The sequence below is a fragment of the Rhodovibrio salinarum DSM 9154 genome (assembly GCF_000515255.1).
GTDB classification, from domain to species: domain Bacteria; phylum Pseudomonadota; class Alphaproteobacteria; order Kiloniellales; family Rhodovibrionaceae; genus Rhodovibrio; species Rhodovibrio salinarum.
The window spans coordinates 1,055,303-1,081,982 of the sequence record NZ_KI911559.1; the positions used below are offsets into that span (position 1 = coordinate 1,055,303).

At 67.8% G+C, this 26,680-nt stretch carries 25 protein-coding genes; 8 read left to right on the forward strand and 17 right to left on the reverse strand.

The annotated features are described in order from the left end of the window. Complete coding sequence (locus RHOSA_RS0104915) at positions 1 to 1,368, reverse strand: ferredoxin:protochlorophyllide reductase (ATP-dependent) subunit N (protein WP_081728478.1); 1,368 nt, start codon at positions 1,366 to 1,368, stop codon at positions 1 to 3. A 288-nt stretch (positions 1,369 to 1,656) separates the two neighbouring features. Here RHOSA_RS0104915 and RHOSA_RS0104920 point away from each other — a divergent pair, with 288 nt between their 5' ends. From RHOSA_RS0104920 to RHOSA_RS0104935, 3 genes are all read left to right on the forward strand, one after another. Beyond that, entirely contained in the window at positions 1,657 to 2,178 is a 522-nt protein-coding gene (locus RHOSA_RS0104920) for a thioesterase family protein (RefSeq protein WP_051431812.1), read from the forward strand. A 14-nt stretch (positions 2,179 to 2,192) separates the two neighbouring features. Further along, on the forward strand, positions 2,193 to 2,747 hold the full coding sequence (locus RHOSA_RS0104925; RefSeq protein ID WP_081728479.1) for a pentapeptide repeat-containing protein: 555 nt from the start codon (positions 2,193 to 2,195) through the stop codon (positions 2,745 to 2,747). Between the two features lie 383 nt (positions 2,748 to 3,130). After that, a complete protein-coding gene (locus RHOSA_RS0104935) occupies positions 3,131 to 4,585 on the forward strand; it encodes a DUF6880 family protein (RefSeq protein WP_027287803.1) in 1,455 nt (484 codons plus the stop codon). A gap of 91 nt (positions 4,586 to 4,676) precedes the next feature. Here the strand turns inward: RHOSA_RS0104935 and RHOSA_RS20550 are convergent, their stop codons facing one another. The 3 genes from RHOSA_RS20550 to RHOSA_RS0104950 form a co-directional block, all read right to left on the reverse strand. After that, entirely contained in the window at positions 4,677 to 5,657 is a 981-nt protein-coding gene (locus RHOSA_RS20550) for a DMT family transporter (protein ID WP_051431813.1), read from the reverse strand. Beyond that, positions 5,654 to 6,475 (reverse strand): alpha/beta fold hydrolase, encoded by an 822-nt coding sequence (locus RHOSA_RS0104945; protein WP_027287804.1) that lies wholly within the window; start codon positions 6,473 to 6,475, stop codon positions 5,654 to 5,656. The genes RHOSA_RS20550 and RHOSA_RS0104945 overlap by 4 nt, the downstream gene beginning before the upstream one ends. Before the next feature lie 172 nt (positions 6,476 to 6,647). After that, a complete protein-coding gene (locus RHOSA_RS0104950; protein WP_051431814.1) occupies positions 6,648 to 8,561 on the reverse strand; it encodes a chloride channel protein in 1,914 nt (637 codons plus the stop codon). A 127-nt stretch (positions 8,562 to 8,688) separates the two neighbouring features. Between RHOSA_RS0104950 and RHOSA_RS0104955 the strand changes: the two genes are divergently transcribed. Next, positions 8,689 to 11,007: an ATP-dependent helicase gene (locus RHOSA_RS0104955; protein ID WP_027287806.1), complete on the forward strand. Its 2,319-nt coding sequence runs from the start codon at positions 8,689 to 8,691 to the stop codon at positions 11,005 to 11,007. Positions 11,008 to 11,029: 22 nt separating this feature from the next. Here RHOSA_RS0104955 and RHOSA_RS0104960 read toward each other — a convergent pair whose 3' ends face one another. The 5 genes from RHOSA_RS0104960 to RHOSA_RS20560 form a co-directional block, all read right to left on the reverse strand. Continuing rightward, positions 11,030 to 11,353 (reverse strand): hypothetical protein, encoded by a 324-nt coding sequence (locus RHOSA_RS0104960; protein WP_027287807.1) that lies wholly within the window; start codon positions 11,351 to 11,353, stop codon positions 11,030 to 11,032. Positions 11,354 to 11,439: 86 nt separating this feature from the next. Next, positions 11,440 to 12,942, reverse strand: coding sequence for an exosortase C-terminal domain/associated protein EpsI (locus RHOSA_RS0104965; protein WP_027287808.1), 1,503 nt, complete (start codon positions 12,940 to 12,942; stop codon positions 11,440 to 11,442). Positions 12,943 to 12,964: 22 nt separating this feature from the next. Next, positions 12,965 to 13,825: a sterol desaturase family protein gene (locus RHOSA_RS20555; RefSeq protein WP_051431815.1), complete on the reverse strand. Its 861-nt coding sequence runs from the start codon at positions 13,823 to 13,825 to the stop codon at positions 12,965 to 12,967. 109 nt (positions 13,826 to 13,934) lie between these two features. Next, positions 13,935 to 14,162: a hypothetical protein gene (locus tag RHOSA_RS0104975; RefSeq protein WP_027287809.1), complete on the reverse strand. Its 228-nt coding sequence runs from the start codon at positions 14,160 to 14,162 to the stop codon at positions 13,935 to 13,937. 333 nt (positions 14,163 to 14,495) lie between these two features. Next, positions 14,496 to 15,194 (reverse strand): DUF1523 family protein, encoded by a 699-nt coding sequence (locus RHOSA_RS20560; protein WP_051431816.1) that lies wholly within the window; start codon positions 15,192 to 15,194, stop codon positions 14,496 to 14,498. 181 nt (positions 15,195 to 15,375) lie between these two features. On the opposite strand from RHOSA_RS20560, the gene RHOSA_RS20565 reads away from it, so the two are divergent. Continuing rightward, complete coding sequence (locus RHOSA_RS20565; RefSeq protein ID WP_051432429.1) at positions 15,376 to 15,816, forward strand: GIY-YIG nuclease family protein; 441 nt, start codon at positions 15,376 to 15,378, stop codon at positions 15,814 to 15,816. Positions 15,817 to 15,914: 98 nt separating this feature from the next. Here RHOSA_RS20565 and RHOSA_RS20570 read toward each other — a convergent pair whose 3' ends face one another. The 3 genes from RHOSA_RS20570 to RHOSA_RS20575 all read right to left on the reverse strand — a co-directional run bounded on the left by RHOSA_RS20570 (position 15,915) and on the right by RHOSA_RS20575 (position 18,507). Next, on the reverse strand, positions 15,915 to 16,724 hold the full coding sequence (locus tag RHOSA_RS20570; RefSeq protein ID WP_037255728.1) for a M48 family metallopeptidase: 810 nt from the start codon (positions 16,722 to 16,724) through the stop codon (positions 15,915 to 15,917). A gap of 170 nt (positions 16,725 to 16,894) precedes the next feature. Further along, positions 16,895 to 17,833, reverse strand: a complete 939-nt coding sequence (locus RHOSA_RS0104995) for an aldo/keto reductase (RefSeq protein WP_027287810.1) — start codon at positions 17,831 to 17,833, stop codon at positions 16,895 to 16,897. An 80-nt stretch (positions 17,834 to 17,913) separates the two neighbouring features. Then, complete coding sequence (locus RHOSA_RS20575) at positions 17,914 to 18,507, reverse strand: L,D-transpeptidase family protein (protein ID WP_027287811.1); 594 nt, start codon at positions 18,505 to 18,507, stop codon at positions 17,914 to 17,916. A 264-nt stretch (positions 18,508 to 18,771) separates the two neighbouring features. Here RHOSA_RS20575 and RHOSA_RS20580 point away from each other — a divergent pair, with 264 nt between their 5' ends. Then, a complete protein-coding gene (locus tag RHOSA_RS20580) occupies positions 18,772 to 20,589 on the forward strand; it encodes a monovalent cation:proton antiporter-2 (CPA2) family protein (protein ID WP_051431817.1) in 1,818 nt (605 codons plus the stop codon). Between the two features lie 27 nt (positions 20,590 to 20,616). Here RHOSA_RS20580 and RHOSA_RS0105010 read toward each other — a convergent pair whose 3' ends face one another. The 5 genes from RHOSA_RS0105010 to map all read right to left on the reverse strand — a co-directional run bounded on the left by RHOSA_RS0105010 (position 20,617) and on the right by map (position 25,138). Beyond that, complete coding sequence (locus tag RHOSA_RS0105010) at positions 20,617 to 21,411, reverse strand: ABC transporter ATP-binding protein (protein WP_027287812.1); 795 nt, start codon at positions 21,409 to 21,411, stop codon at positions 20,617 to 20,619. Next, positions 21,408 to 22,319 carry an ABC transporter permease gene (locus RHOSA_RS0105015; RefSeq protein WP_027287813.1) on the reverse strand — a complete coding sequence of 304 codons (912 nt, stop codon included), beginning with the start codon at positions 22,317 to 22,319 and terminating at the stop codon, positions 21,408 to 21,410. Before RHOSA_RS0105015 ends, RHOSA_RS0105010 begins: the two co-directional genes overlap by 4 nt. A gap of 118 nt (positions 22,320 to 22,437) precedes the next feature. Next, complete coding sequence (locus tag RHOSA_RS0105020) at positions 22,438 to 23,412, reverse strand: ABC transporter substrate-binding protein (RefSeq protein ID WP_037255729.1); 975 nt, start codon at positions 23,410 to 23,412, stop codon at positions 22,438 to 22,440. 121 nt (positions 23,413 to 23,533) lie between these two features. Continuing rightward, positions 23,534 to 24,289, reverse strand: coding sequence for a RadC family protein (gene radC, locus RHOSA_RS20585; RefSeq protein WP_051431818.1), 756 nt, complete (start codon positions 24,287 to 24,289; stop codon positions 23,534 to 23,536). Positions 24,290 to 24,331: 42 nt separating this feature from the next. Continuing rightward, positions 24,332 to 25,138, reverse strand: a complete 807-nt coding sequence (gene map, locus RHOSA_RS0105030) for a type I methionyl aminopeptidase (RefSeq protein WP_027287815.1) — start codon at positions 25,136 to 25,138, stop codon at positions 24,332 to 24,334. A gap of 285 nt (positions 25,139 to 25,423) precedes the next feature. Between map and RHOSA_RS0105035 the strand changes: the two genes are divergently transcribed. Together RHOSA_RS0105035 and RHOSA_RS0105040 are read left to right on the forward strand one after the other, a co-directional pair. Further along, positions 25,424 to 25,816 carry a hypothetical protein gene (locus RHOSA_RS0105035; RefSeq protein ID WP_027287816.1) on the forward strand — a complete coding sequence of 131 codons (393 nt, stop codon included), beginning with the start codon at positions 25,424 to 25,426 and terminating at the stop codon, positions 25,814 to 25,816. Between the two features lie 43 nt (positions 25,817 to 25,859). Beyond that, complete coding sequence (locus RHOSA_RS0105040; RefSeq protein ID WP_027287817.1) at positions 25,860 to 26,639, forward strand: competence/damage-inducible protein A; 780 nt, start codon at positions 25,860 to 25,862, stop codon at positions 26,637 to 26,639. The last annotated feature ends 41 nt before the right edge of the window (positions 26,640 to 26,680 follow it).

Genomic DNA, 26,680 nt, shown 5'->3' on the forward strand with positions numbered 1-26,680 from the left:
CTAGACCTTTAAACGCGTCTTGCGGTCGAGCGGCCGGGCGAACAGCTCCGCCAGATCCTTCGCCTGCTCGTAGCCCTGGATCGGCGTGAACAGCAGCTCGATCGACCACTTGGTGGTGATCCCCTGCGCCTCCAGCGGGTTCGCCAGCCCCAGCCCGCAGACCACCATGTCCGGCGCGTCCGCGTGGCAGCGGTCGAGCTGCTTCTCGACGTCCTGCCCCTCGCTCAAGCGCGGCGCGGCCGCGCCCTCATGCCCAAGGGCGCGCAGCCAGGCGACCTCCTGCGCCATGTGCTGGCCGTGCAGGTAGGGCGTGCCGACCTCGACCGGGATCATGCCGCACTCGCGCGCCAGGAAGCGCGCCAGCGGCAGCTCCAGCTGGCTGTCCGGGAAGAAGAAGATCCGCTGGCCGGCCAGCTTGTCCCGGAGGTGGCCGACGGCCGTCTCGGCCCGCCGCCGGGCGGGCGCCACCGCCGTCTCGAAGCGCTCGGCGTCGACCCCCCAGTGGTCGGCGGCCGCCTTGAGCCAGGCGGTCGTGCCCTCCGCGCCCAGCGGGAAGGGCGCGTCCAGCCGCCGGGCGCCGCGCGCCTCCAGCGCCTTGGCGGTCTCGCCCAGGAACGGCTGCGCCAGCAGATAGCGGGTGTTGCGGCCGACCGGCGGCCGATCCTCGGCGCTGCGCGGCGGCAGGAAGCGCACCGGGCCGATCCCCAGCGCCTCGAAGGTGCGCTGGAGCTGGTCCTCGACGATGTCCGCCAGGCAGCCGACCACCAGGAGCTCGTCCTGGTCGCTCTGCGCCGAGGCCGGCAGGTCCGGGACCAGCGCCGCCAGGCAGTTGTCCTCGCCCTGAGTGAAGGTGGTCTCGATGCCGCTGCCGGAGTAGTTCAGGATCCGCACGTCCGGCGCGTACTGCTTGCCCAGCCGCTCGGCCGCCTTGGACAGGTCGAGCTTGATCACCTCCGACGGGCACGAGCCGACCAGGAACAGCAGCTTGATGTCCGGCCGGCGGTCCAGCACCTGGCCGACCACCCGGTCCAGCTCCTCGTTGGCGTCCTTCATGCCCGCGAGGTCGCCCTCCTCCATCACCGCGGTCGCAAACCGCGGCTCGGCGAAGATCATCACCCCCGCCGCCGACTGGATCAGGTGCGCGCAGGTCCGCGAGCCCACCACCAGGAAAAACGCGTCTTGGATCTTGCGGTGCAGCCAGATGATCCCCGTCAGACCGCAAAAAACCTCGTGCTGACCCCGCTGCTTGAGCACCAAATCGTCGCTGCACCCACTCAATGACCCCTCGGATGGCGAGGCCGCATGCGCGGCGTCGGCCGTATCCAGGGCGGCGGTCGTCGTCGGGCTGTCGTCCAGCGCGGGGCTCATGCGCTTCGGCCTCCTGGGCATTTGCGGTAGAACGGAGGCGGCCTCGCACAAGCGATTCGCGCCCGCGCAGCTCGACATTCAGCGGGCGTGCCAGGACCCTCGATGACCGCAACCTTACGGGTACGAACCCTAACGATGCCCCACTAGGCGGGTCAACTATACCTGACGTACAGTTTACCTGACACTCGGTGCCGGCTTGATCGGGGTGACAAAGCGTGCCAGTGCTGGCGAACGTGCTTGAATGCTTCCAGCGCCCCGCCACTCTGACAGGGATGCGCCGCCGCCATCATGATCGCGTCCAGCGACTCCGCCGCCGAGGGCCTGCACACGCACCGCGAGCGCGTTCGCGCGGAAGGGATCGACTACAATGGCCATCTCAACGTCGCCTACTACACCCTGATCTTCGATCATGCGGTGGATGCCTTTCTCGAGGCCGCTGGCTTAACCGCCGATCATCGGGCGGCGACCGGCGGTTCCATCTTCGCCGCCGAGGCCCATATCGCCTACGCCCGCGAACTGGTCGAGGGGGCCGAGGCCCGGGTCGAGACCCAGCTGCTGGCGTTCGATCCCAAGCGCCTTCACCTCTTCCAGCGGATGTACGACGATGCCACCGGCGAGCTTGCCGCCACCCACGAGGTGCTGCACCTCTACGTCGACCTCAACGTCCGCAAGGTCGCCGAGATGCCGGCGGAGATCGCCGAGCGTCTCGCGCGGCTGAAGCGCGGCCACGATCAGGTTGCCGGTTGGCCCGAAGAGGCCGGCCGGGCCATCCGCGGCGTCCCCGACACGGGGGCGTCCAAGACAGGTTGAAGACCGCTGTGCGCATGTTGCATCGCCGACGCCCCGCCGACCCCGTCACCCTGTCCGCTCATGCCCGTCTGCGCCGCCGGCTCCTTGCTGGCGCGGTCGGGTGGGCTGCGTTGGCCTATGCAGGGCCCGCGCTTGCCGAGTGCACCGATCCGCCCATTCCAGGGGTGGACTACAGCGACTGCAGCTTCGATCGGAACAATCTGTCGGGCGTGAATCTGAGTGATGCGCGTCTGCGCGGGGCGACCTTCCTGCGCGCCGATCTGTCGGAAGCGGACATGTCGGGCACGGAAGCGTACAACACCAAGTTCATTTCCGCCGATCTGAGCGGGGCCAAATTCGACCGGGCCAAGCTCTACCAGTCGGACTTCTCGCGCGCGGATGCCGAGGGAGCGTCGTTCGCCGGGGCTGACCTGCGCTATGTCGAGTTCTACGGCGCCAACCTGCGTGGCGCCGATTTGAGCGATGCGCAGCTGCGCGGCACCAGCTTCACCAATGCCGATCTGTCGGGGGCCACCTGGACCGACGGCAACTACGTCTGTTCCGAGGGCTCGATCGGCCGCTGCATGTAGGGGGCGGGCGCTGTGTTCCCGCTTTCCTCCAGGTGGGCGTGGCCAATCGGGAGCCGCGTGAAGATGGATGCTTTGTGCCTCTCGCGCGAATTGGGTCGATTGCAGGACCACTCCCCCGTGACGGGGCCGATTGTCGCGGGTAACATGCTACTCGGGGAAAACATTGACGGGCTCCCGGCTATCGCGTGAAAGTCCGGCCGGCGGCGCCTCTATCTTGTCACGGTGAAATGTTCAGGAGCCTGAATGGCGCCCGTCTCCGAGGCACAGCAGCGCCGCGGCCGTCTCTCGAACCAGCGGGGGAAGCGCCGCTTCACTCTGTGTCCGTTGGACGGCAAGGGCAGAGTCGTACGGGCCGCATCCTCCTACAGGGGGAGGCGTGCGCCATGACGCGTCCGGATCAGCCGACCGGTGGCGGACATCTTGTCCCGGAAACCGCGGTCACGGAAACCAATCTGACCAAGCTGGATAGCCAGCGCTTGGCCCGGATTCTGGCGGAGCACTCAATGCGCAACCGCCAGCTGCGCCGGCGTCTGCAGACCGAGCTGGCCGCCCAGCGCGGCGTCGACGCGTTGGCGGAGGATATTCGTGGGCGCCTGGAACTGGTGGTACAGCCGGGAAGCCGGCATGAGGTCCGGCAGAAGACGCGCCATTTGGTCAATGAATTGGAGGCTGAGCGCGAGGCGATCGTCGACACGCTCGCGGCGCGGGCCCCGGACGCGGCGTTCGACCTGCTGCTATGTTTCCTGGAAATGCATGCCGAGGTCATGGCGTGCGCCGACGATGCCGATGGCCGGGTCGCGCACGTCTTCTATAAGGCTTGCTGCGATTTGGGGGCGATCGCAGAGTCCGCGCGCGTTCTGTCCAGTCGGCTCGCGCACACGATCGTTCACCTGATCCTGGACGACCCTTTCGGCCTGTATGACGGGTTGATCACGACGCTCTCCGATGCGCTTGGCGATACCGGACTCGCCATCCTGGGGCACGAGTTGCTGGCCAAGCGGGAGGCGATCCTGGCCGGCACCGAAAGCAGCACGGCACACGGATTGCCCAACGTTTCTGTCGTCAACGCGCGTTTGCGCGAAGTGTATGAGTGCCGGGAGGACGTGGACGGCCTGCTGTCCACCTACACATCCGAGGAGCTGAAGAGTGCGCGCGTGGCAGCCTCGCTGGTGCGCCGTCTGACGGACGCCGAACGTCCGCAGGAAGCGATGCAACTGCTGGATGCCGCGCCCCCCAGCGCGGACACGCACTTTTTCGGCGAATACGACTGGACGAGCGCCCGGATCGACGTGCTGGAGGCGCTTGGCGACTGGGCGGAAGCGCAAGAGCTTCGCCTGTCTACCTTCCCGGCGACGCCGAGTGCGGCGCACCTGAAGGCCTACATCACGCGTCTGGCCGGGGTGGAAGACGACGCGGCGACCGACCAAGCCGCACGCGCTTTCCTAGAAAATCCACGGCCCGATCGCTCCGAAGCGTTGGCGTTCCTGGTCTCCTGGCTGGTCTTTCAGAACGCTGCGCGGTTGGTCCGCGTGCAGACTGGCGATGGAGTCCGGCCGCAGCGGCAGGTGCTAATCCCGGCCTCGCGCTGCCTTGAAGAGGCTTATCCTCTCGTATCGGTCGCGTTGCGTCGTGCATTGATCGAGGATGCGCTGACGCTCGCCCGGGCCAGCCGCTATCCCGACGCGGCCCAGAACGTGCGCGAGTTGGAAGCGCTCGACGCGACGATTCACACCTATGAGGCGTTCGAGACCCACGAGCAGTTCATGACCCGGCTGCGCACCGATCATCCACGCAAAAGACGCTTCTGGTCGCAGCTCGAGGGGGCGGACGCGGAGTAGGGGATAATCCCCTACTCCAGCCGGGTGCGTCCGAATGTGTCGGGCCGTCGCCGTCGCCCGTTATACCACCTGGAATCGAGGCGTGGCGTTGCTACGCCCGCTTCGCACCAGGGCCGAGCTTGTCCCAACTCGCTTCCAGGAAAACGCAGGCGGTGATCACCACGATCGCCAGCACTTGCCAGGTGGTCGGCACGGTGCCCAGGAAGATCAACGCCAGCAGTGCCGCCACCGCAGGTTTGAGGAAGAACAGGTACATGCCGCGCGTGATGTCCGGCACGGCGGCCAGCCCGCCGACCCAGAGGAACTGCGTCAGCGTGGTGTTGTAGAGCGCCAGGACGAGGATCGCGACCACCGCCAGTTGGCTTAGGTGGAACAGCGAGAACACGTTGACCCAGTCGCCCCAGGCGATTCCGACCAGCAGCCACAGCGCGATCCCGCCGGGAAACATGGTGACGGCCGAGATTCGCATCGCGCCGTATTGGGCGATGTAGGGCTTGATCAGGATCAGGTAGATCGACAACAGCAGCGCGCAGCCCATCGCCAGCAGCACGCCCAGCAGGCTGGCGGCGTCGCCGGCTAGGCGGGCGAGCACGCCGTCGGTTACCAGCAGGGCCACCCCGGCGAGCGCGCCCAGGCCGCTTACGATCTTGGCGCCCGACAGCGGCTGCTTGTTGATCAGCAGGTTGAGGATACCCACGAAGATCGGCGCGGTGGTCACCATGGTCGCAACCTGCGCCACGGTGGCGTAGTCGAGTGACCAGTGGAACAGCAGGTAGGCGCCGGTCACGCCGAGCAGCGCGAGTGGCAGGATGCGGTGGCCGTTCTCCTTGATCGGCTTGCTCAGGTCGCGCTGTCCCGGGGTCAGCAGGGCGAGTACGACCAGCCCGAAGCCGCCCAGAACGAAACGCCAGACCGACACCTCCGGCCCCGCGATCGCGGTTTCGTTCGAGATCACCTTGGCGACGAACTCGCTTGAGGCGTGGCCCGCGACGCCTAGGAAGACGGCGAGGTACGCGATCCAGGGATGACGGTGCCAGAGGCCCTGCGGCTGGGTCTGCGTGGCAGCGCTCATGTGCTGAACTCCTCGGCGAAGGTCAGGAGTTCCTGGGCCAGCGCCTGCGGCCGTTCGATCGGGATCAGGTGGCCGGCGTCGGGCAGCGCGACCGGCCGTACGTCGGGAAGGCGGGTGAGCAGGCGGGTGACATCGGCTTCGTCGTAGAAGATTCGGTCCTGCAGGCCGGTCACGTTCAGGACCGGAAGGCTCAGGTCTTCGTACGGCAGGTCCCAGTCGACCTGCTCGCCGCTTTCGATCAGGCGGAAGATGCCCGCCGACCGGTCGAGCGGGGTATAACCGCCGGGCTGCAGGAAGCTCTGTGCGTTCTCCGCCTGCCAGCTCTCGTTGGTCAGGAGTGGCAGGTAGGCGTCCTTGATCAGCTCCAGCCCGCCGGTCGCGGCGAGGCGGGTGAGTGCGCCGTTCACCCACTTCAGTCGCGGGCCGTCGCGGCGCAGCGTGTTGACGAACACCAGCCCTGTCGCGTGGGCCCCCGCAAGCCAGGCGCGTGCCGCGTACAGTCCGCCGACCGATAGGCCGAGCAGGACTGGGCGCTGCGGCGCCACCGTGTCGAGCAGTGTCTTGGCGTCGCCCGCGATCTGGGCTTCGCCGACGGGGGTCGCATCGCCGACCGGGCTCTGCCCCTGGCCGCGATAGTCCCACCACAGCGTGCCGTGGCCGGCCGCGCGCACGGCGGCGCCCAGCGTGTTCTCGAAGCCGGCCATGTCGCCGGTCAGGGCGTTGAAGCCCACGAAGGTGACGCCCTCCGCCGCGCTGGGCGGCGTGTGGGCGTAGGCGATCCGGTCGCTGGGACCGATCTCGATCGTCTGTACGGTCATGAAGGTGCGGTTGCTCCCCAATAGATGAACGCACGGTCCGGGCGTGGCGGGCGCCTGCGCGCGGGCCGGCGGGATGTTTGGTATACAATTTTTGGGCGCAGATTATACGCAGCGGTCCGGATCGCGGAACCCCTCGCCCGCATAAAGCAGGTGCGCGCGATGCCTGCGCCGATCAGCTCTCACCCCGTTCCTCCCGCCGTGCCTGCGTGAGCGCGCGGTGATAGGTGGCCATCAGCTCGTGCTCGTGCGCGACGCCCTGCAAGCGGAAGTTCCGGCGGTCGTTGACCACCGGCAGGTGCACCTCGCCGCTGGCGCCAAACACCTTGACGGCGCGCTCCAGGTCGTCGTCCAGCTCCAGCACGATCGGGGCCGCGCGCATCAGATCGGCGGCGGTCAGACGGTTGTCCTGGCTGGTATCGAATGCCGCTTCCGACAGATCGTGAAAGGTGATCGTGCCGATTAGGTGTTCGGCCGGCGGGTCGTTTGCGCCGTTCGCGCTGCCGGGATCGTCGTGCTGGGCGCTTCGGGTGGCCTCGGCGCGGTTCGCGGCGCCGGCACTTTCGGGCAGCGGCTCGGTGACGAACAGCTCGCCCCAGGAGGCCTTGACCAGCAGGGCGCGTACTTCCGCCACGGGCGTATCGGGGCGGACGGTGTCGTAGGTTCGGTCGACCAGCTGACGCACCCGGATGGCGCGCAGCAGCCGCGCCTCCTGCCCGCCCGACAGCGAGATCCCCTGGCGCTCCAGTTGCCAGAGGAAGAAGGAACGGCCATGCAGTTGCTGGGTGATCACGCTCGCGATCACGGTGGAGACCATCACCGCGATGGTTAGCGCGTAGTCGCTGGTCAGCTCGAAGATCATCAGGATGGTCGAGATCGGCGCTCCCAGCACGCTGCCCGCGACCGCGCCCATGCCGACCAGCGTGTAGGCGCCGTGGCCGCTGGACAGATGCGGGAACGCATCGGTCGCGATCAGCCCAAACGCGCCGCCCGTCATCGCGCCGATGAACAGGGCGGGCGAGAACACCCCGCCGCCGAAGCCGGCGGCGATGCACACCGCCGTCGCCGCGATCTTCAGCGCGCCCAGGGCGATCAGCATGTCCAGGGGATACAGCTCCGACAGGGCCAGGTCGGTCGCTTCGTAGCCCACCCCCAGCAGGTGTGGGAATCCCACCGCAGCCAGCGTGCCGACGAGCAGGCCGGCGACGCACGGGCGGGCCCAGTAGGGCAGGCGGGCGCGGTCGAACGCGCCTTCCACCGCACCCACGGTGAAGATGAACAGGATCGCCGCGGCCGCGCAGACCACCCCCAACAGGGCGAACGCCGGGAACTCCCAGAAAGAGGCGACGGCGTAGGTTTCCGGCAGGATGAAGGCCGGATAGTCGCCGTAGTACATCCGGCTGACGATCGTGCCGGTCACGCTCGCGATCACCACCGGGGCGAAGGCGGACAGGGCGTAGTGTCCGACGACCACCTCGAGGGCGAAAAACACCCCCGCGATCGGTGCGTTGAACGAGGCCGCGACCCCCGCCGCGACGCCGCAGCCGAGCAGCGTGCGGGTCAGTGCCCGGCCCAGGTGCAGCACGGTGGCAAGGTAGCTGCCGACCGTCGCGCCGAGGTGGACCACCGGCCCTTCGCGCCCGACCGAGGCTCCGACCCCGATCGAGGCGGCCGAGAGGCACGCCGCCTTGATCCCGATCCCAAGGTCCATACGCCCGCCGCGCAGCGCGCTTGCCTGGATCACCTGCGCGACGCCCTGCGGTCGGCGGCCAGGCATGAAGCGATGGACGCACACCCCGATCAGCAGACCGCCCACGGTCGGGGCGAGCAGCATACGCCACCACGGTTCGTCGCGGATCAGCGTCACCAGATGCTCGCCCGGAAAGCCGAGCGCCAGGATCTGTACGCCGTCGATCGCCAGGCGGAACAGGATCGCCAACCCGCCGGCGCCCGCGCCCAGCAGCAGCGCCATCACCGACAGGATGACCTGATCGTTCTTGCCGAATCGCTTCAGGGTCACCAGAAGACGGCGCCTGGACGAGAGCGTTGTCCAGGTGCGGCGCAGGCGGTTGGGGCTTGGGATGCTCATCGTGTCTCCGTGTCGGAGTCGCGATCCATTAAACCGACCCCGGCCGTAGGGCGAAAGGGCGCGCGCCTGGACCGGCGTTCGAAATCGGGGGCTGAGGGACGGGCGTGCCTGCGCTATATATCGGGCCATGACCGACACTGAGCCCAACCCGTCCACTGGCGTCCCCGCTGCCGGCGCGCCGGATGCCGACGTTTTGACCGCCGATCTCAACGCCACGCAGAGCGAGGCCGTGCGCACCGTCGATGGCCCCGTGCTGGTGCTGGCCGGCGCCGGCACCGGCAAGACCCGGGTGCTGACCACGCGCCTCGCCTACATCTTGCGCGCGGGGTTGGCGATGCACGGCCAGATCCTGGCGGTGACCTTCACCAACAAGGCCGCCCGGGAGATGAAGGAGCGCGTCGGCGCCATGACCCGCCGGCCGGTCGAGGGCTGGTGGCTCGGTACCTTCCACGCGCTGGCCGCCCGGATGCTGCGCCAGAATGCCGAGCGGATCGGGCTGAACCCGAACTTCACGATCATCGACACCGATGACCAGTTGCGGCTGATGAAGCAGCTGCTGCAGGCGCAGTCGATCGACGAGAAGAAATGGCCGGCGCGCACCGTCCTGCACGCCGTGCAGCGCTGGAAGGATCGCGGCCTGACCCCCGACCAGGTCAGCGCCGAAGACGCTGGCGACCTTGCCGGCGGCAAGGCGATCGAGCTGTACAAGCAGTACCAGCAGCGCCTGTTGACCCTGAACGCCTGCGACTTCGGCGATCTGCTGCTGCATTGCCTGACGCTGTTCCGTGAAGCCGGCGACGTGCTGGAGAAGTACCAGCAACAGTTTAAGTACATCCTGGTCGACGAGTACCAGGATACCAACGTCGCGCAGTATTTATGGCTACGCTTGCTGGCGCAGGGCCATAAGAACATCTGCTGTGTTGGAGACGACGACCAATCAATATACGGTTGGAGAGGCGCGGAAGTCGGCAACATCTTGCGGTTCGAGCAGGATTTCCCAGGCGCCAGTGTCGTGCGGCTGGAGAAGAACTACCGTTCCACCGGGCACATCCTGGGCGCGGCCGGCGGGCTGATCAGCCATAACGAAGGGCGGCTGGGCAAGACGCTCTGGACCGAGATCGATCAGGGCGAGGCGGTACGCGTGCGCGGCCTGTGGGACGGCGACGCGGAGGCGCGCTTCGTCGGCGAGGAGGTCGAGGCGTTGCAGGCCGACGGGCACCCGCTGTCGGAGATCGCGGTCTTGGTGCGTACCGGTGCGATGACCCGGGGGTTCGAGGACCGCTTCTTCACCATCGGGTTGCCTTACCGGATCGTCGGCGGTGCGCGCTTCTTCGAGCGGCTGGAGATCCGTGACGCGCTCGCCTACCTGCGGCTGATCCAGTCGCCGGACGACGACCTGGCGTTCGAGCGGATTCTGAATACGCCCAAGCGTGGGCTGGGCGACAAGGCGCTGCAGACGCTCTACCAGGCCGCGCGGGCGCGTGGCACTTCGCTGATGCGCGCGGCTTTCGACGTGGCGCAGACGGAGGAGCTGCGCCCGCAGGCGCGCCGCGCGCTGGGGACGCTGTTGGAGAAGTTCGCCCGCTGGCGTCAGCTCGCGCAGGAAAGCGACCACGTCTCGCTCGCCCAGACGGTGTTGGACGAAAGCGGCTATACCGAGATGTGGCAGCGCGACAAGTCGGCGGAAGCGCCGGGCCGGCTGGACAACCTCAAGGAACTGATCTCCGCCATGGGTGAGTTCGACGCCCTGGGCGGCTTCCTGGAACACGTCAGCTTGGTGATGGAGACCTTCGCCGACGACGCCGCGGAGAAGGTCACGGTGATGACCCTGCACGCCGCCAAGGGCCTGGAATTCGATACCGTTTTCCTGGCCGGCTGGGAGGAGGGGCTGTTCCCCAACCAGCGCGCGATGGACGAGAACGGCGTTAAGGGCCTGGAGGAGGAGCGTCGGCTCGCCTACGTCGGCCTGACCCGTGCCAAGCGGCGGGCGATCGTCTCGTTCGCCGCCAACCGGCGGATGTTCGGGAGTTGGAACGCGGCGATCCCCTCGCGCTTCGTCGACGAGCTGCCGAAGGAGCACGTGAAGATGGAGAGCGACCCGGGCCTCTATGGCACCGGGACCGGCTTCGGTGGCGGCGGTTTCGGGGGCGGCCGTGACACCTTCTCCAGCTTTGCCGAGCAGCCCAGCCGGTGGACTCCCGGCATGGCGCGGGCCTACCAGCGCCGGCAGGAGGGGGAGGCGCCGACCAAGTTCATCGAAGGAACGGCGGAAACCGTGGCCTCGGCCCCCGGTAAGTTCGGCCGGGGCGACCGCGTGTTCCACCGCAAATTCGGCTACGGCACGGTTCGCCAGGCCGAGGGCGAGCGCCTGACCATCGACTTCGACAAGGCGGACACCAAGAAGGTGATGGCGAGCTTCGTGGTGCCGCCGGAACAGGCGGATTGAGCGGCGTGCACTGCCGGGCTATTCAGCTGCCGCAGCCGCCGGAACCGCAGCCACACCCGGCGCCGTTTATCGGGTGTTCGGCCTTGAAGCGGAAGGTTTTGCCGGCGTACGGCCTGTCCTGCACCTCGCCGTCGCCGGAGCCGTTCACGATCCGGCGCAGGTCAGCCATCACCGCTTGAGATTCCTGCTCGCGCATGTAGTCGTTCGCCTCTGCGGCGGCGGTGGCGAGCGTGTTCTCGACCCCGCACTCGGGGCAGAAAACGATGTCATCATCGCCGGGCGCGTCGACGCGGCTTTTCACCGCTACGTCGCAGCTGGCGCACATCAGGGTGGCTTGGTCGCTCATGGTGTTTGTCGTCTCCTCGCGCCGTCGCGTTCTCTTCAGCTAACCGCGCGGGCCGGCCGCTTGTAAAGCGGCCAGTGACGTCGGGTTCAGCGTGCGCGCAATAACTGCAGCAACGCGGCATCCGGCAGGCGCGGCGCCTCGGGCGTCCGGGTGTCCTGCATCACCGCGGCAAGGGTCGCCTGCGTCGACCGGCCGGTCAGGCGTGCCCAGCCGCGGGCGGTCCGCACGACAAGCGGCGAGACCGTTACGGCGTCCCCGATCGTGTAGTGCCAGACGAGATGCCGTGCGCGCTTGCCGCCCTGCAGCAGCAGGCGCTCGTAGACGGCGGGAACGCAGTGACTGTCGTCGCACAGCTCGATCCGCCGCATCACCGCGGGCATCCAGGTTGCCGATCCCGCCATCGTGTGCAGATCGACGCTGCCCGCGCTGATCTTATGCCGAGGGGTCAGCGCGCGGGCGACGAAAAGCTCCGCAGGCTGGCCATCCGGTCCCCGGTAGCTGCGCTGGCGTGTATCAGTCGCGGCGGCGGCGCGCGGCGTCCATTCGGGCTCGTCGGGCGTTGCCTGCCAGCCGTTGATCCGCTCCGGCAGGCCGGGGACCGGCGTGCGGCCGAGCGGGACCCCTGTATCCGTCAGCCACGGGCCGACGGCGATCAGTGCAGCGGCAAGCAGCGGCAGGGCCAGCGTGCGCGGCCAGCCTCCGCCCGGGGCTGGCGGCGGCGATGCCCGCGGCGGCTCCGCCCGGACCCGGGCGTGAGCAACCAGCAGTCCACCGAACAGGGTCGCGAAACTGATCAGTTCGTACACACGGTGGCCGGTCAGTGGCATCTGCGTACCGTTGATCTGGTCGCTGGCCACGATCGCGATCACCCGTCCACCGTTCCCGAGCATCCCCAAGAAGGCGCCAAGCGCCCCGAACGCCAGCACCTTCCAGAGGGTCGTGTAATTGAGTCCCCCGAACACCGTGCCGACGAACGCTCCCATCAGGACGAACGGCAGCCCGGCGCAATCGTCGACCACCACGTAGCGGTAGCCGTCCAGAAGCAGGGTGAAGCCATCGCGCGTCATCGGCACGTGTGCGGCGCTGGCGTACAGTTCGACGAACCTGGCGGTGATGGCGCGCAGGGGCAGCAGCAAGACCTGTCCCGCCGGCACCAGGAAGCACAGCAACAGCAGCGCTGGCAGCAGGCGGCGTGCGCAGCCGACACCAAGTGTGGCGACCGTCACGGCACCGATCCCAAGCGCGATTGCGGCATGGCGGGCCACGGAGATCTGAACCAACTCGCCGGCCAGCCATAGCAGCCCGGCTGCGGCCGCGAGCGCCACGCCCCACCAACTCGCCCTGGGTGGCGCGGCACGCAAGCTGGCCCGATGCCACCAAACGACGAAGGTAGCCGCCGGCAGGACCGCCCAGGCGTAGCTGTACGTTTCCGACCGCGCCCAGACTTCGGCCATCTGGACAAGGGTCGTGGCGTGCGCGACTGCGAGCAGGACGAATGTCGCGGCGAGGACGATCACATGGCGCGGCCAGCGCCCGTGCCCTGTTTCGGCCGGCGCCGGCGAGGCGGCGGCAAGCGGCGTATCTGTCATTGTCACGGTTGACCGACCTCAGTCACTCGGCAGGCGGCTGCGTGGCACGGCCGTTGCCCGGTACCTCAACCCGCCTCTCCGGACGAAGCAGCGAGGCGGGCACAAACGGCTGCAGCAACACGCGGTCGAGCCAGCCGGCGCGCGCTTCCCGGAAATACTCCAGGCCGAGCTGGCGGCGAGCGGCCGTCTCCGGCGAATCCGGTGTGTAGGTGCCGAACAGGCGGTCCCACAACGTCATCATCAGCCCGAAGTTGCTGTCGGTCTCGACTCGCTCCGCCGAGTGGTGGACGTTGTGCACGGCCGGCGTAACCACCAGCCAGCGCAGCGGCCGGTCGACCGCCCCGGCGATCTGGATATTGGCGTGGGAGAATACGGCGACGATCGTCGCCGTCAGCGCGTACAGCGCAACGGCGAGCGGCGGAATGCCGAAGGCGACCGTAACGGCGATGAAGCCGATGGTGCCGACGACCACTTCCAGCGGATGGTGCCGCTCGGCCGTCGTGAAATCCACCTCGGTGTCCGAGTGGTGCACCATATGCACGCGCCACAACAGCGGGATACCATGCATCAAGCGATGCTCGACGTACTTCCAGAGGTCGAGCACCAAGATCCCGACTGCAACCGCGAGCCATGCCGGCGCGTTCAGCCAGACGGAAAGGCCGACTTCGCCGGCCAACGCTCCGTATCCGATGGCGATGGCGGCCAACGGTCCAAGGAAGCGATGCAGCAGCATGTTCAGCAGATACAGGGCGATGTTGGTCGACCACCGTCGGTCCAGCGCCCGGGACGCCTCGCGCGCCGGCACCAGCAGCTCGGCAAGTGCGAACAGAATCACGGCTGCGTAGAACACGCTGGCCCACGCACTGGTCAGTGCTTCGTACATGGCTTTTCCCGTTGTCGGCTCTCACCCCTGCGATCGGTCGGCTCGCAGGAAACGCTGGCGATGCGCGGTGCAGGGGCGACCTCGGCCGGCCGCCGCCCGCACCGAGACGTCAACGCTTGCGCTTAGCCACCCAGATGCCAGCGGCAACACCCGCGGCGACCATCGCCAGCAGGCCGCCCTGCGCGACCGGCAGACTGCTGCCCAGGGCAGACCCCAGCGTCGCGCCCAGGCTGCTGCCAAGCTGCGAGCCGAGCGGCACGGCCGCACCGGCCATTGCCCCGGTCGCCGTCCCCAAAGTTGCGGTGAGCGCAGCCGCGCCAAGTACGATCTTTTTCATGCGAAGTCCTCCCTTCCGTGGTTGTAAGCGGCATCCGCGCCGCAACGCGAACGCCCCGTTCCGGGGAAGGAAGCAAGAGATACGCCAACACGCCAAAGGTGCGGAAAAGTGTGGTTCGTACCCCAGGGGGCGGCGGGACCTGTAACGTTTTTCGACAGGCGGCCCGCTCAATCCGTATGAGGCATTTCATCTGCCAGGCGTGAGAGGTCGCGCCGGAAAGCCCGATACAGCCCGTGCTTTGCGCTCTCGTATCCCGCCATTCGACCACGCGGAAGGGAGAGGGGCGGGAGGTGTCAAATAAACCGACAGCCTGGCAGCGCGCGTCTCGGTCCGCTAACGCTTGCGCGCCCGCATATCCTCGACCACCGAACTAACCTCCTCGCGCAGCCAGGCCCAGGTCTTGGACGGCAGGCCGGCGGTGTCGTCCAGTCGCCGTTCGATCTCCAGCCGGCGCATTACCGGTAGCCAGTGCCGGTCGACGAACCAGCGCCACAGGCGCCAGACGATTAGCACCACGATCAGCAGGACGACGATGAAGACGACGTTGATCCAAGGGACCAGCGGTTCGGCGGCCGGGCCTTCGACCTCCTCCAGATTGATCGCATTCGGAAACGCGGAGAAAATCGGGAGACGCCAGCCGTAGTGCGTCACCAGCACCCAGGTCGGGTCCTTTTCCTGCGAGCGCATGTCCTGCGCCTTGGCCTGCAGGTTCTGGCTGTCGAACTTCATGTACCAGGGGAAGCCCCAGCCGGTCTCTTCGTTCCGGTAGACCCGCGGGCTCCCGTCTGGCCAAACGGCGTTGATGAAGCGCACGTCGCGGTTCAGCACCTCGCCCTGTTCGGCCTGCTCTCCCGCCTTGACGTCCATTCGCTTGACGTCGGTATCGACCACCCGGACCACGTCGTAGCCGGGCAGGTAGTACCACAGGAACATGGCGACCGCGACGATCGGCAACAGCCGAAGCACCCAGCCTGTCGCCTCAAGAATGAAGGTCCACTTGAACGAACGGTCGGCGTCGTAAGACTGGCTCATGAGTGAGTCCGGTTCTTGGGGTGGCTGCGGATTGACTGGCTATCTACCGGTTCCGAGAAGACCACGGATGGCGGGTTGCGTCATCCGTCTTATAGCAAACGCGGCGCGCCTGTGCAGGCGCCCAAACGGCGTGACCAATGGCCGCTCATAGGGATGACCCGACGAGGAGGTGATTCAATCCGTGCCCGAGATTTATGCAACGCGTGACGGGCGTGATCTGCCGGCGGTGCCGGGGGCCTACCTGCTCTGGCTACCGCTCGATCGGCCGGTCGATCTGATCGCCCCCAAACCGGGCGGCAGGTTGATGCCGGGCGTTTACCTCTACTTCGGCAGCGCGAACGGTCCGGGCGGACTGCGGGCGCGTGTTGCCCGGCATTTGCGGGCTGAGAAGCGCCCGCGCTGGCACGTCGATCAACTGACCGCGGTAGCGGGCGGGGCAGCCCGGGCGCTCGCCTGGCCGGGGGGCAGCGAATGTGCCTGGCGGGAGCACGTCCAGGCGGCCGGCGCGACAGTCCCCGTGCCGCGCTTCGGCGCCAGTGACTGTCGTAGCTGTCCCGCCCACCTGCTGCGCTTTGACGACGCCGGACTGGACGACCCCCGGCTGTTTCCCGTCGACGCTTGAACGGGAGCGGTCGGAGGAGTCGTCGCGGGCAAAGCCACCGCGCTGGCTTGGTTGCTGCGCACCGTGCCCCTGGATGGCGATGAGCGAGCGTGGGCCGCTTAGGTGCCGCCCTCCTTGCGCCGGTAAACCTCCATCGCCTCCGGCAGCATTTCGCGCAACTGTTTCAGGCGGCGTTCGTTGGAGGGGTGGGTGGAGGTGAACTCCGGCGGTGCCTTGCCCTCGCTCTGCTCGCCCATCTTGGTCCAGAAGTCGATCGCCGCACGAGGATCGTACCCGGCCTTGGCCATGGTCATCAGGCCGAAGCGGTCGGCCTCCAGCTCCTGTGTACGGCCGTAGGGCAGGACGACGCCGTACTGGGCTCCGGCGCCCAGCAGTCCGGCGATCTGATTGGCGTATGACACGTTGCCGGCCTGCAGTGCGGCGTTCAACGCCTGCACGCTGACCTGGGAAACCTTGGCCGCGCCCAGGCGCTCGCGGGAGTGATCCTTGAGCACGTGACCGACCTCGTGGGCGACCACGCCCGCGATCTCCGCATCGCTGTCGGCCAGCTCGACCAGGCCGGCATAGATGCCGATCCGGCGGCCGGGGAGCGCGAAAGCGTTCACCTGGTCGCTTTTGAACACCACGACCTCCCACGGCTCGCCGCCGGCGACGTCGGCCGCCTTGGTGATCCGCTGGGCGATTTGGTCGATGCGCTGCTGCATCGCCTCATCCTGGACCGGCTGCTCGTCCTGCTTGATGCGCTGCCAGGTCTGCAGGCTCATCTGCGTGACTTCCTGCTCGGACACCAGCGCGCCCGGCGCATCGCCGAGGTCCAGGCCGCCTTCGGCGCAGCCGGCCAGCATTAGCGCAGCAAGCAGCGGCGCGGCGAGCGCGCGGGCAAACGGGCGGCGGAAGGCGGTGGTCATGACGGGGCCCTTTCCAACGTCTCGGCGGTCGATCGCGATTACGGGGAGTGGTTAACACGCTGGCCGCGCGTGTGCGATGGGATAGCGCACGGGCCACGCAGTGCTCACTAGCAAGGTCGGAATCCAGCCAGACGGTCCCAGGCTACCGCCCGGCCACTACAATTCGGCCGCTACAATCCGGCCACGTAGCGCGCCATCTTCTCGCGCGTTTTCTGTTCGGGGAGCGGACCGCTCAGCGCGCCCATGTTCTCCCGCATGTGCGGGATCTGGCTGGTGGCCGGGATCGCGCAGGTGACGGCCGGGTGCGAGATGATGAACTTCAGGAAGAACTCGGCCCAGTTCTGCGCGCCGGCCTCCGCTTCGGCCCAGCCCGGCAGCGGTTGATCCTGGTACTGCTGGAACAGCTGCTTGCGCTTGTAGGGGCGGTTGACGATCACCGCGATGCCGCGCTCGCGGGCCAGCGGCAGCAACCGATCCTCCGCCCAGCGGTCGAGGATGTTGTAGGTGAACTGGACGAAGTCGAGCGGCTCGTTCCGCATGATCCGCTCGAGTTCATCGTGGCGGCTGCCGTGGGAGGTGGTGACGCCGATGTAGCGCACCTTGCCCTCGTCCTTGTGGGCGCGCAGCGTTTTCAGGTGGGTCTGCCAGTCGACCAGATTGTGCACCTGCATGACGTCGAAGCTGTCGAGGCCCCAGAGCGCGCGCGAGCGCGCCATCTGCTGCACGCCGTCGCGCATGCCACGGGTCCAGACCTTGGTGGCCGAGATCAGTCCGTCGGGCTTGCCAAGCCGGTCCAGGCACCACCCCACGACGTCCTCGCTGGAGCCATACATCGGCGAGCTGTCGATCATCCCGCCGCCGTGGGCGAAGAATTCCGCCAGGATGCGCTTTCGGTGCTCGCGCAGCTGCGTGCTGCCACCCACGTTGAAGGTGATCCAGGTGCCCATGCCGACCGCGGGAATGCGCTCTCCGCTCGACGGGATCGCTCGGGTGTGGATGCCTTGGGAGGCCGCGCGTGCCAACTCCGGGCCGAACGTCGGCGCCAGTGCGGCCGCTGCTGTGGTGGCCAGGAACTGTCGGCGCGTGCAGCCGCGTCGTAGCTGACTCATGATCGCCATCCCGCTTTCACCGTGCCTGTTGCCGGCGCGAAGTGGCGCAGCGGGCACGTGCTTTCAAGCAGGATGGGCGGCTATGGCCGGATTTCGATCGGGGTCCCGACGGGAACCAGGGACCAGATCTCGTCGATCTGATCGTTGGTGACGGCAATGCAGCCTTCGGTCCAATCCTGTTGGACGTGACGTTTGCCGACCGAGGCGAACTCCGGCTTCAGGCCGTGGATCATGATGTTGCTGCCGGGGTGTACGCCCAGCGCGCGCGCCTCCCGCCAGTCCTGTGCGTTCGGATAAGAGACGCGGATCGAGCGGTAGAAGGCGCTGTTCTCGTTCTTGAAGTCGAGGGTGTAGAGGCCTTCGGGCGTGCGGCCGTCGCCTTCCCACATCTTGTCGCCCTTGGGCTCGCGGCCGAGAGCGATCTCATAGGTGCGGAAGACCTTGCCGTCGGCCAGGAGGCGCAATTCGCGCAGCGCCTTGACGACGACAACCTTGTCAGCCTCCTCGGGTTCCCGGTTGGTGGCCGACTTATCGGTGTCGGGCGTGGTGCGGGGCTGGACCTTGGCGGTATCGGCCGGATTGGTCACGGAGATCGGGTCGCCCTGCCGCGTGGGCCCGGTGCAGCCCAGCAGGAGCGCGCCGGCGAGGGCCAGCGCGATGCCGGGGAGCGCCATGTACGTTCGAACCTGCCGAAATCCCATTGCCAGCCGCCTCGTCACGCGCGCGATCCTCATCACCCTTTGGCCTAACATGTCCCGTCCCGGACTGGTACGAAACCGGATCTGTTCCAACGTTTCCGGGCGACGCGCCTCTGGGACGCTGGAATCGTAACGATGTTTCGGCTGCTATAGTGTTAACACGTAAAGCCTGTCGAGCCATTCAACGGAGGGCCGGAGTCGCTGCGGCCTCTCCTATCCTCTGCGACCCCCCGGGAGATCATGGAACACGGCGCCGGACACGATTTTCTTTATAGCGCCCTGATGCTGCTTGCCGCCGGCGTGATCGGCGTCTGGGTGGCGAAACAGGCGGGCTTGGGCTCGGTGATCGGCTATCTGCTGGCCGGGGTGGCGATCGGCCCGTGGGGGCTGGGCGCGTTCACGGACGTCGAGCGAATCCTGGAATTCGCCGAACTGGGCGTGGTGCTGCTGTTGTTCGTGATCGGCCTGGAACTGGCGCCCGCGCGCCTGTGGGCGCTCAGACGGGCGGTGTTCGGGCTGGGCGCGTTGCAGGTGTTGGGCACCGGCGCCGTTTTGGCGGCCGGGACCTACTCGCTGGGCTTCCCGCTCAAGCCGGCGGTGGTGATCGGCTTGACCCTGGCGCTGTCCTCCACGGCGTTCGCGATCCAGGTGCTGTCGGAAAGCCGGCAGTTGACCACGCGCGCCGGCCGCTCCGCCTTTGCCGTGCTGCTGTTCCAGGACTTCGCGGTGATTCCCTTCCTGGCAGCGATGCCGGTCCTGGCCGTGGGCGGGCAGGGGATGGACCTGGACCGCCTGATCGAGGCCGGGAAGGTGATCGGGCTGCTGGTGCTGATCGTGGTCGGCGCGCGGTATCTGCTGCGCTATGCCCTGCGCGTGGTCGCGATGACCGGGGTGCGGGAGATTTTCGCCGCGGCCGCCCTGCTGACCGTGATCGGCATGGCGATTCTGCTCGAGGCAGTCGGCCTGTCGATGGCATTGGGCGCCTTCCTGGCTGGCGTGCTGCTCGCCGACAGTGAATATCGCCACGCGCTGGAAGCCGACATCGATGCCTTCCGCGGCCTGCTGCTGGGGCTGTTCTTCATGGCGGTCGGCATGTCGGTCAACCTGGGCCTGTTGCAGGCGCAGGTGCTGACCGTTCTGGGCGGCGTGGTTGGTCTGGTCGGGATCAAGGGCGCGGTGCTGTATGCGCTCGGGCGCTGGCACGGGCTGCGTCCCGGCGCGTCCCGGCGGTTCGCCGCGCTGCTCAGCCAGGGCGGCGAGTTCGCGTTCGTGCTGCTGACCGCGGCGGTCGGCCGTGGGTTGCTGGACCGCGCGGTCGCGGATCTGGTGACCTTGATCGTGATCGCCTCGATGCTGACGACGCCGTTGCTGGTCGCGCTGGCGGGGCGGCTGGATCCGGCACGCGCGCGCTCGGTGCCGCCGGAGGAAGCCGAGCTGCCGCCCAAGGAAGGCCGGGTGATCATCGCCGGGTTCGGCCGGTTCGGGCAGATCGTCGGGCGTGTGCTGCGGGCGCGCGGCATCTCCTTCACCGCGCTTGAGTCGGACCCCGCACAGGTCGATTTCGTGCAGCAGTTCGGCACCAAGGTATACTACGGCGATGCCGCGCGCCCAGACCTGCTGCGTGCTGCCGGCGCGGACGAGGCCGATGCGCTGGTCGTCGCGGTCGACGATACTGAGATCGCGGTGCGCACGGTCGAGGTCGCCAAGACCAGCTTCCCCAATCTCAAGGTCTACGCCCGCGCGCGCGACCGCCGGCACGCCTACAAGCTGATGGAGGCGGGGGCCGACCTGGTGATGCGGGAGACCTTCCATTCGGCGCTGGAGACGACGCGCAGTCTGCTGGTCGGCCTGGGTCTGAGCGAGAAGGAGAGCCGGCGCCTGGTCGAGACCTTCCAACGCCACGACGAGGCGCGTCTTGCCAACGACTACCAGCACCACACCGACGAGGAACGCCTGATCTACCTCGCCCGTCAGTCGGCGGAAGAGCTGGAAGACCTGTTCCGTCGCGACGCCGAGGAAGATGTCCTGGAAACCGCCCGCGACCGCAAGGCGGGGTAGGGCGGTCTTGTCGCCCCAGAAGGGTGCTTAGCTGAGCAGCAGCGCATCGCTGTCGAGGGATTCGCCGCGGACCTGGGCGAAGCGGTCGATCAGGTCGTCGACGCCGAGCGCCGCGCGGTCCTGGCCGGCGACGTCGAGGGCGATCTTGCCTTCGTGCAGCATCACAGTGCGGCTGCCGAAGTCGAGCGCCTGGCGCATCGAGTGGGTCACCATGAGCGTTGTCAGCTGCTGCTGCTCGACCAGTTGGTGGGTGAGGTTGAGCACGAAGTCGCTCATCCGGGGGTCGAGCGCGGCCGTGTGCTCGTCCAGGAGCAGGATCTTGGCCGGGCGCAGGGTCGCCATCAGCAGGCTGACGGCCTGCCGTTGTCCGCCGGAGAGCAGCCCCATCCGGTCGCCCAAACGGTTCTCCAGCCCCAGGCCGAGCTGCGCCAGCTGCTCGCGAAATTCCACCCGGCGGTTGCGGCCGAGGGCGAGGCTGGGACGCCGGGCGCCGCCGCGTGCGGCGGCGATCGCCAGGTTTTCCTCGATCGTCAGCCCCTCGCAGGTACCCAGCATCGGGTCCTGGAAGACGCGCGCGACCAACTTGGCGCGTTTGGACGCGGGCCAGGGGGTGACGTCGGTCTCGTCGATCAGCACGCGCCCGCTGGTGAGCGGCGCCTCGCCGGACAGCGCGTTCAGCAGGGTCGACTTGCCGGCGCCGTTGGAACCGATCACCGAGACGAACTGGCCGCGTGGAATCTCCAGGTTCATGCCGGCGAGTGCGACGTTCTCCAGCGGTGTGCCGGCGGAAAAGACGACCCGGCCGTGCTCCAGGCGGATCATGACGGCGCTCCCTGGCCGCGCTTTTTCATCAAGGCCTTCACCGGGTTGCGGGCACCCGGCAGGATCAGCGCGATCGTGACCAGCACAGCCGTCAGCAGGTTGAGGTCACCCGGGTTCATGCCGATGAATTCGGCGTTGAGCGCGAACTGCACGGCGAAGCGGTAGATCACCGAGCCGACGATGCAGGCGACGACCGCCATCACCACGCCCTTGGGCCGCAGGATCGCCTCGCCCGCGATCACGGCGGCCAGGCCGACCACGATCGTGCCGGTGCCCATGGTGATGTCGGCGAAGCCGTTCATCTGCGCGAACAGCGCGCCGGCGAGGCCGACCAGCGCGTTCGACAGCGCCATGCCGAAGTAGGTCATCGCCGCCGTCGGCACGCCCTGCGCGCGGGCCATCCGCGGGTTGGCGCCGGCCGCGCGCATGCCGAGTCCGCTGTCGGTCAGCAGGTACCAGGCGACCAGCGCGCCCACGAGCGCGACCACGACGAAGCCGAAGATCGGCTTGATCGTGCCGCCGGACAGGCCGAACAGCTCGAACGGGCTGATCACCGTCGGCTCCATGATGATCGCCAGGTTCGGCTTCCCCATGACCCGCAGGTTGATCGAGTAGAGCGCCGTCATGGTCAGGATGCTGGCCAAGAGGTGCAGGATACCGAAGCGGATGTTGAGAAACGCCGTCACCAGCCCGGACAGCCCACCGGCCACCACAGCCAGCAGGGTGGCGAGGTAGGGATCGATGCCTCCAAGAATACCTGCCGCGGCGACGGCCGCGCCGAGCGGGAAGGAGCCATCGACGGTCAAATCGGGGAAGTTCAGCACCCGGAAGGAGATGAACACGCCGATTGCGACCAGGCCATAGACCAGGCCGATTTCCAGCGCGCCCAGAGCGGCGACGAGCGACATGCGGAAAGGCTATCTTCAGCGTTTGTGGGGTGGGGCGGTGCCAACGCCCCCAGCCTGTCCCGCTCCGCCTGAGGGAGGCGAAAGGGGCAAGCTGGGGGCGATGGTTGGGCGGATGGGCTTATTCCTCGACGACTTCGTCGGCGCGGTCCATCACGGCTTGCGGGATCTCGAGCCCCATGCGCTTGGCGGATGCCGGGTTCACCGCGAGCTGCGTCTTCTGGACGCTCTCGACCGGAATCTCGGACGGCGCCTCGCCTTCCAGGATACGCACCACGATCCGGCCGGTCTGGCGGCCCAGATCGTAGTAGTCGAAGCCCAGCGCCATCGCCGCGCCCCGCGGGACCGAGGCGGTGTCGGCGGCGAAGATCGGCAGGTCGTTGTCCATGCCGACCTTGATCGCGCTTTCCAGCGCCGAGATGATCGTGTTGTCGGTCGGGATATAGACGGCGTCTGCCTTGCCCACGAGGTTGCGCGTGGCCGACAGCACGCCGGAGGACTTCGGCGAGACGCTTTCGACGATGTTGAAGTCGTATTCCGGGCCGTACTGCTTCAGCAGTTCCAGGATCTTGACCGAGTTCGCCTCGCCCGGGTTGTAGAGCACGCCGACCGTCTTGGCCTCCGGCATGACCTCGCGGATCAGCTCCAGCTGGCGCTTGACCGGCGACAGATCGCTCACGCCGGTGACGCGGCCCTTGGGGTTGTCCGGGTCTCCGACCAGCCGGGCGGCCACGGGGTCGGTGACGGCGGAGAACACCACCGGAACCGCGTCGGTCGCCGACAGCACGGCCTGGGCGCTGGGGGTCGAGATCGGGACGATCACGTCGTGGTTCTCGCCAGCGAACTGCCGGGCGATCTGGGAGGCGATCGCCGGATTGCCCTGCGCGGTTTCGTAGGTGAACGCGAGGTTTTCGCCCGGCACGTAGCCTTGGGCTTCCAGTTCGTCGCGCACGCCGTCGCGCACGGCGTCGAGCGCCGGATGTTCGACGATCGCGGTGACCGCGACGGATTTCTCCTGCGCGTTCGCCGGTACGCCGGCCAGCACCAGCGGTGCGGCGAGCGCGGCCATCGCCAACGCGAAACGACGGATCGACATGACAGGTTGCCTCCCCTTGAAAACAGGTCGCTTGTCGGACATGCGCCACCCAAAGCGCGCCGGACCATGCGCCAGGGCGCACGGGCGGTCAAGCGGGTGCTGCCGCGACATTGCCGGCGCGCTAGAGCAACCCCTTGGTTTTGAAGCTGGTGTGGCCCGAGCGGGTGATGATGACGTGGTCGTGGACGCTGATGCCCAGCCGCTTGGCGGCCTCGGCGACATCGCGGGTCATCTGGATGTCGGCCTTGCTGGGCGTGGGGTCGCCGGAAGGGTGGTTGTGCACCAGAATCAGCGCGCTGGCGCCCAGCTCAAGCGCGCGCTTGACCACCTCGCGCGGGTAGACGGGCGTATGGTCGACCGTGCCCTTGCCCTGCGCCTCGTCGGCGATCAGGCGGTTGCGCCGGTCCAGGAACAGGAGGCGGAACTGCTCGACCTTCTGCTCTGCCATCTGGATGCGGACGTAGGCGAGCAGCTTGTCCCAGGAGGAGATTACCGGCCGTTCCATCGCCTGTTCGCGGGCCATGCGGCCGGCCGCCTCGCGGGTCGCCATCAGACCGGCGACCGCCCCGTCGCCCAGGCCTTTGACCGTCTTCAACTCGGCTGGCCCAGCCGCGAGCACGGCGGCTAGGCTGCCGAAGCGCTGCAGCAGGGCTTTCGCCAGCGGCTTGGTGTCGCCGCGCGGATTGCCCGCGAACAGCAGCACCTCCAACACCTCGTAATCCGCCAACGCTTCGCCGCCCTTGTCGAGCAGGCGCTGACGCAGGCGCTCCCGGTGGCCGTGGTAGTGCGGCTTAGCGTCGCTGGACTTGGGTGCGGCGGCCGCATCCTCCGGCGCGCGCGATCCCGTCTCCTCGCGTCTGGAGCCGCGCGCGCTCATGGCCGAAAGGCGCCCCCTCAAGGCGTGTGTTGGATCTCCCGCCTAATCTTCGGAGGTGTAGGGCGGTTTGTCCAAGCCTTTCGGCGAATAGGTGAACACCTCGCAGCCGTCCTTGGTCACGCCAAGCGAATGCTCGAACTGCGCCGACAGGGACTTGTCGCGGGTGACTGCGGTCCAGCCGTCCTCCAGCACCTTCACGTCGGGCTTGCCGGCGTTGATCATTGGTTCGATCGTGAAGATCATCCCCTCGCGCAGCGTCATCCCGGTGCCGGGCTGACCATAGTGCAGCACGGTGGGTGCGGCGTGGAAGACCTGGCCCAGGCCGTGGCCGCAGAAGTCGCGGACGACCGAAAAGCGGTGCGCCTCGGCGTGGGACTGGATGGCGTGGCCGATGTCGCCCAGCGTCGCGCCCGGCTTGACCACCTCGATCCCACGCATCAGGCAGTCGTAGGTGACGTCGCATAGCTTGCGCGCCTTCACCGACGGCTCGCCCGCCCAGAACATCCGGCTGCTGTCACCGTGCCAGCCGTCCAGGATGACGGTGATGTCGATGTTCAGGATGTCGCCCTTGGCGAGTTTCTTCTTCTCGTTCGGGATGCCGTGGCAGATCACCCGGTTCACGGATGTGCAGGTCGCCTTGGGGAAGCCGCGGTAGTTCAGCGGAGCCGGCGTGGCGCCATGGTCGTTGATGAACTCGTGGCACAGCCGGTCCAACTCGCCGGTGCTCACGCCCGGCTGGACGTAGGGGGCAATCATATCGAGCGTTTCGGCGGCCAGCCGGCCGGCCTTGCGCATGCCCTCGAACGCGTCCTCGCCGTGCAGCGGTACGCGCCGCTTGTCGTCGGCCATTACGGATCTGGATTCGTCTCGGCTCATCTTGATGCTCGGATGTGACTGCAGCTGCTTCGGTCGCGCGCTCGGCGGCGCGGGAGGTCGGACGACGCGTCCGTCAGGCGGCGATCGGACGCCGCGGCATGCTTGTCGCTTGCGCGCGGACGGGCAAGTGCGCGACCTTGACCGGACATAGCGATGCAGCCGCGCGCGGACAAGCCGCAATGCGTTTGCCTGCCGTGCGCCGCGCGCATGCAACAGCTACAGCTGCGCCCGTCTGACCACAGAAGTCAAGGACTCGCCATGACGCTCCGCCGTGCCGCCCCGTGCCGCCCGTTGCTGGCTGCCGTGTTGGTGCTGGGCCTTGCCGGCTGTTCCGGCGGGGCCGACGATCCGTTCAATTTCGGCCCGGTGTTCTCCAGCCCCACGGGGCCGCAGGAGCGGGGAGTCTGGGTGAAGGCGGACGCCGGTCCGCAAGCGCGTGAGGCGGCGATCGACGAATGCCGAACGGTGGCCCGGGCGCAGATTGAGCGTGACCGCCAGATCGACCGCGACCAGCAGGTCGGCTCCGCGACTGTGGGCGTCGACCAGCCAGGGGCGGACCTGACCCGGCAGTTGCGCGACTACAGCCAGGACAACCGTCAGCGCCGGCTGTTCCAGGACTGCATGCGCGACAAGGGCTGGCGGCTCGACTGATTCCCAGCGATCCCAAAGATCGCCCGTCAACGAGGATGCTCGCATGACCCCGTCTGTCAGCGGTTCTGCGTCCGATACCGTTACCGCCGCGCTCGTCATCATCGGCGACGAGATTCTCTCCGGACGCACCCACGACAAGAACTTGCCCTACCTGGGCCGTCGGCTGAATGAGCTGGGCGTGCGTCTGTCAGAGGTGCGGGTCGTGCCCGACGACCGCGCGGCGATCGTCGAGGCGGTCAACGCCCTGCGTGCCAAGCATCAGTACCTGTTCACCACCGGCGGGATCGGCCCCACCCACGACGACATCACGGCCGAATGTATCGCCGAGGCGCTGGACCGCCGTTTGATTGAGCATCCGGACGCTCGCGCGATTCTGGACGCCCGCTACGGGCCCGAGGGGCTGACTCCCGGGCGGTTGCGCATGGCCCGCACGCCCGAGGGCGCACAGATCGTGGAGAACCCGGTCAGTAAGGTGCCCGGCTTCAAGATCGGCAACGTCTACGTGCTTGCCGGTATTCCGGAGGTGATGCAGGGCATGTTCGAGTCCCTGGCGCACGAGCTGGTCGGCGGGGCGCCTTTGCTCAGTACCACCGTCGTGGCTGCCCTGCCCGAGGGGGATCTGGCGCAACCGCTGGGTGCGCTGCAGGCGCGCTATCCGGATGTCGGCATGGGCTCATATCCTTTCTTCGGCCAGCACCGCTATGGCGCCAGCCTGGTGTTGCGCGCCACCGATCGGGACCGGCTGCTGGCGGCCAAGGCGGAATTGGTCGAGATGGTGCGCGCGATGGGGGCCGAGCCGGAGGTCGGTGACGATCCGGTCTGAAAGCATCCCCACGCGGGCTGGTCGCACCTCCCAGGCGGTCT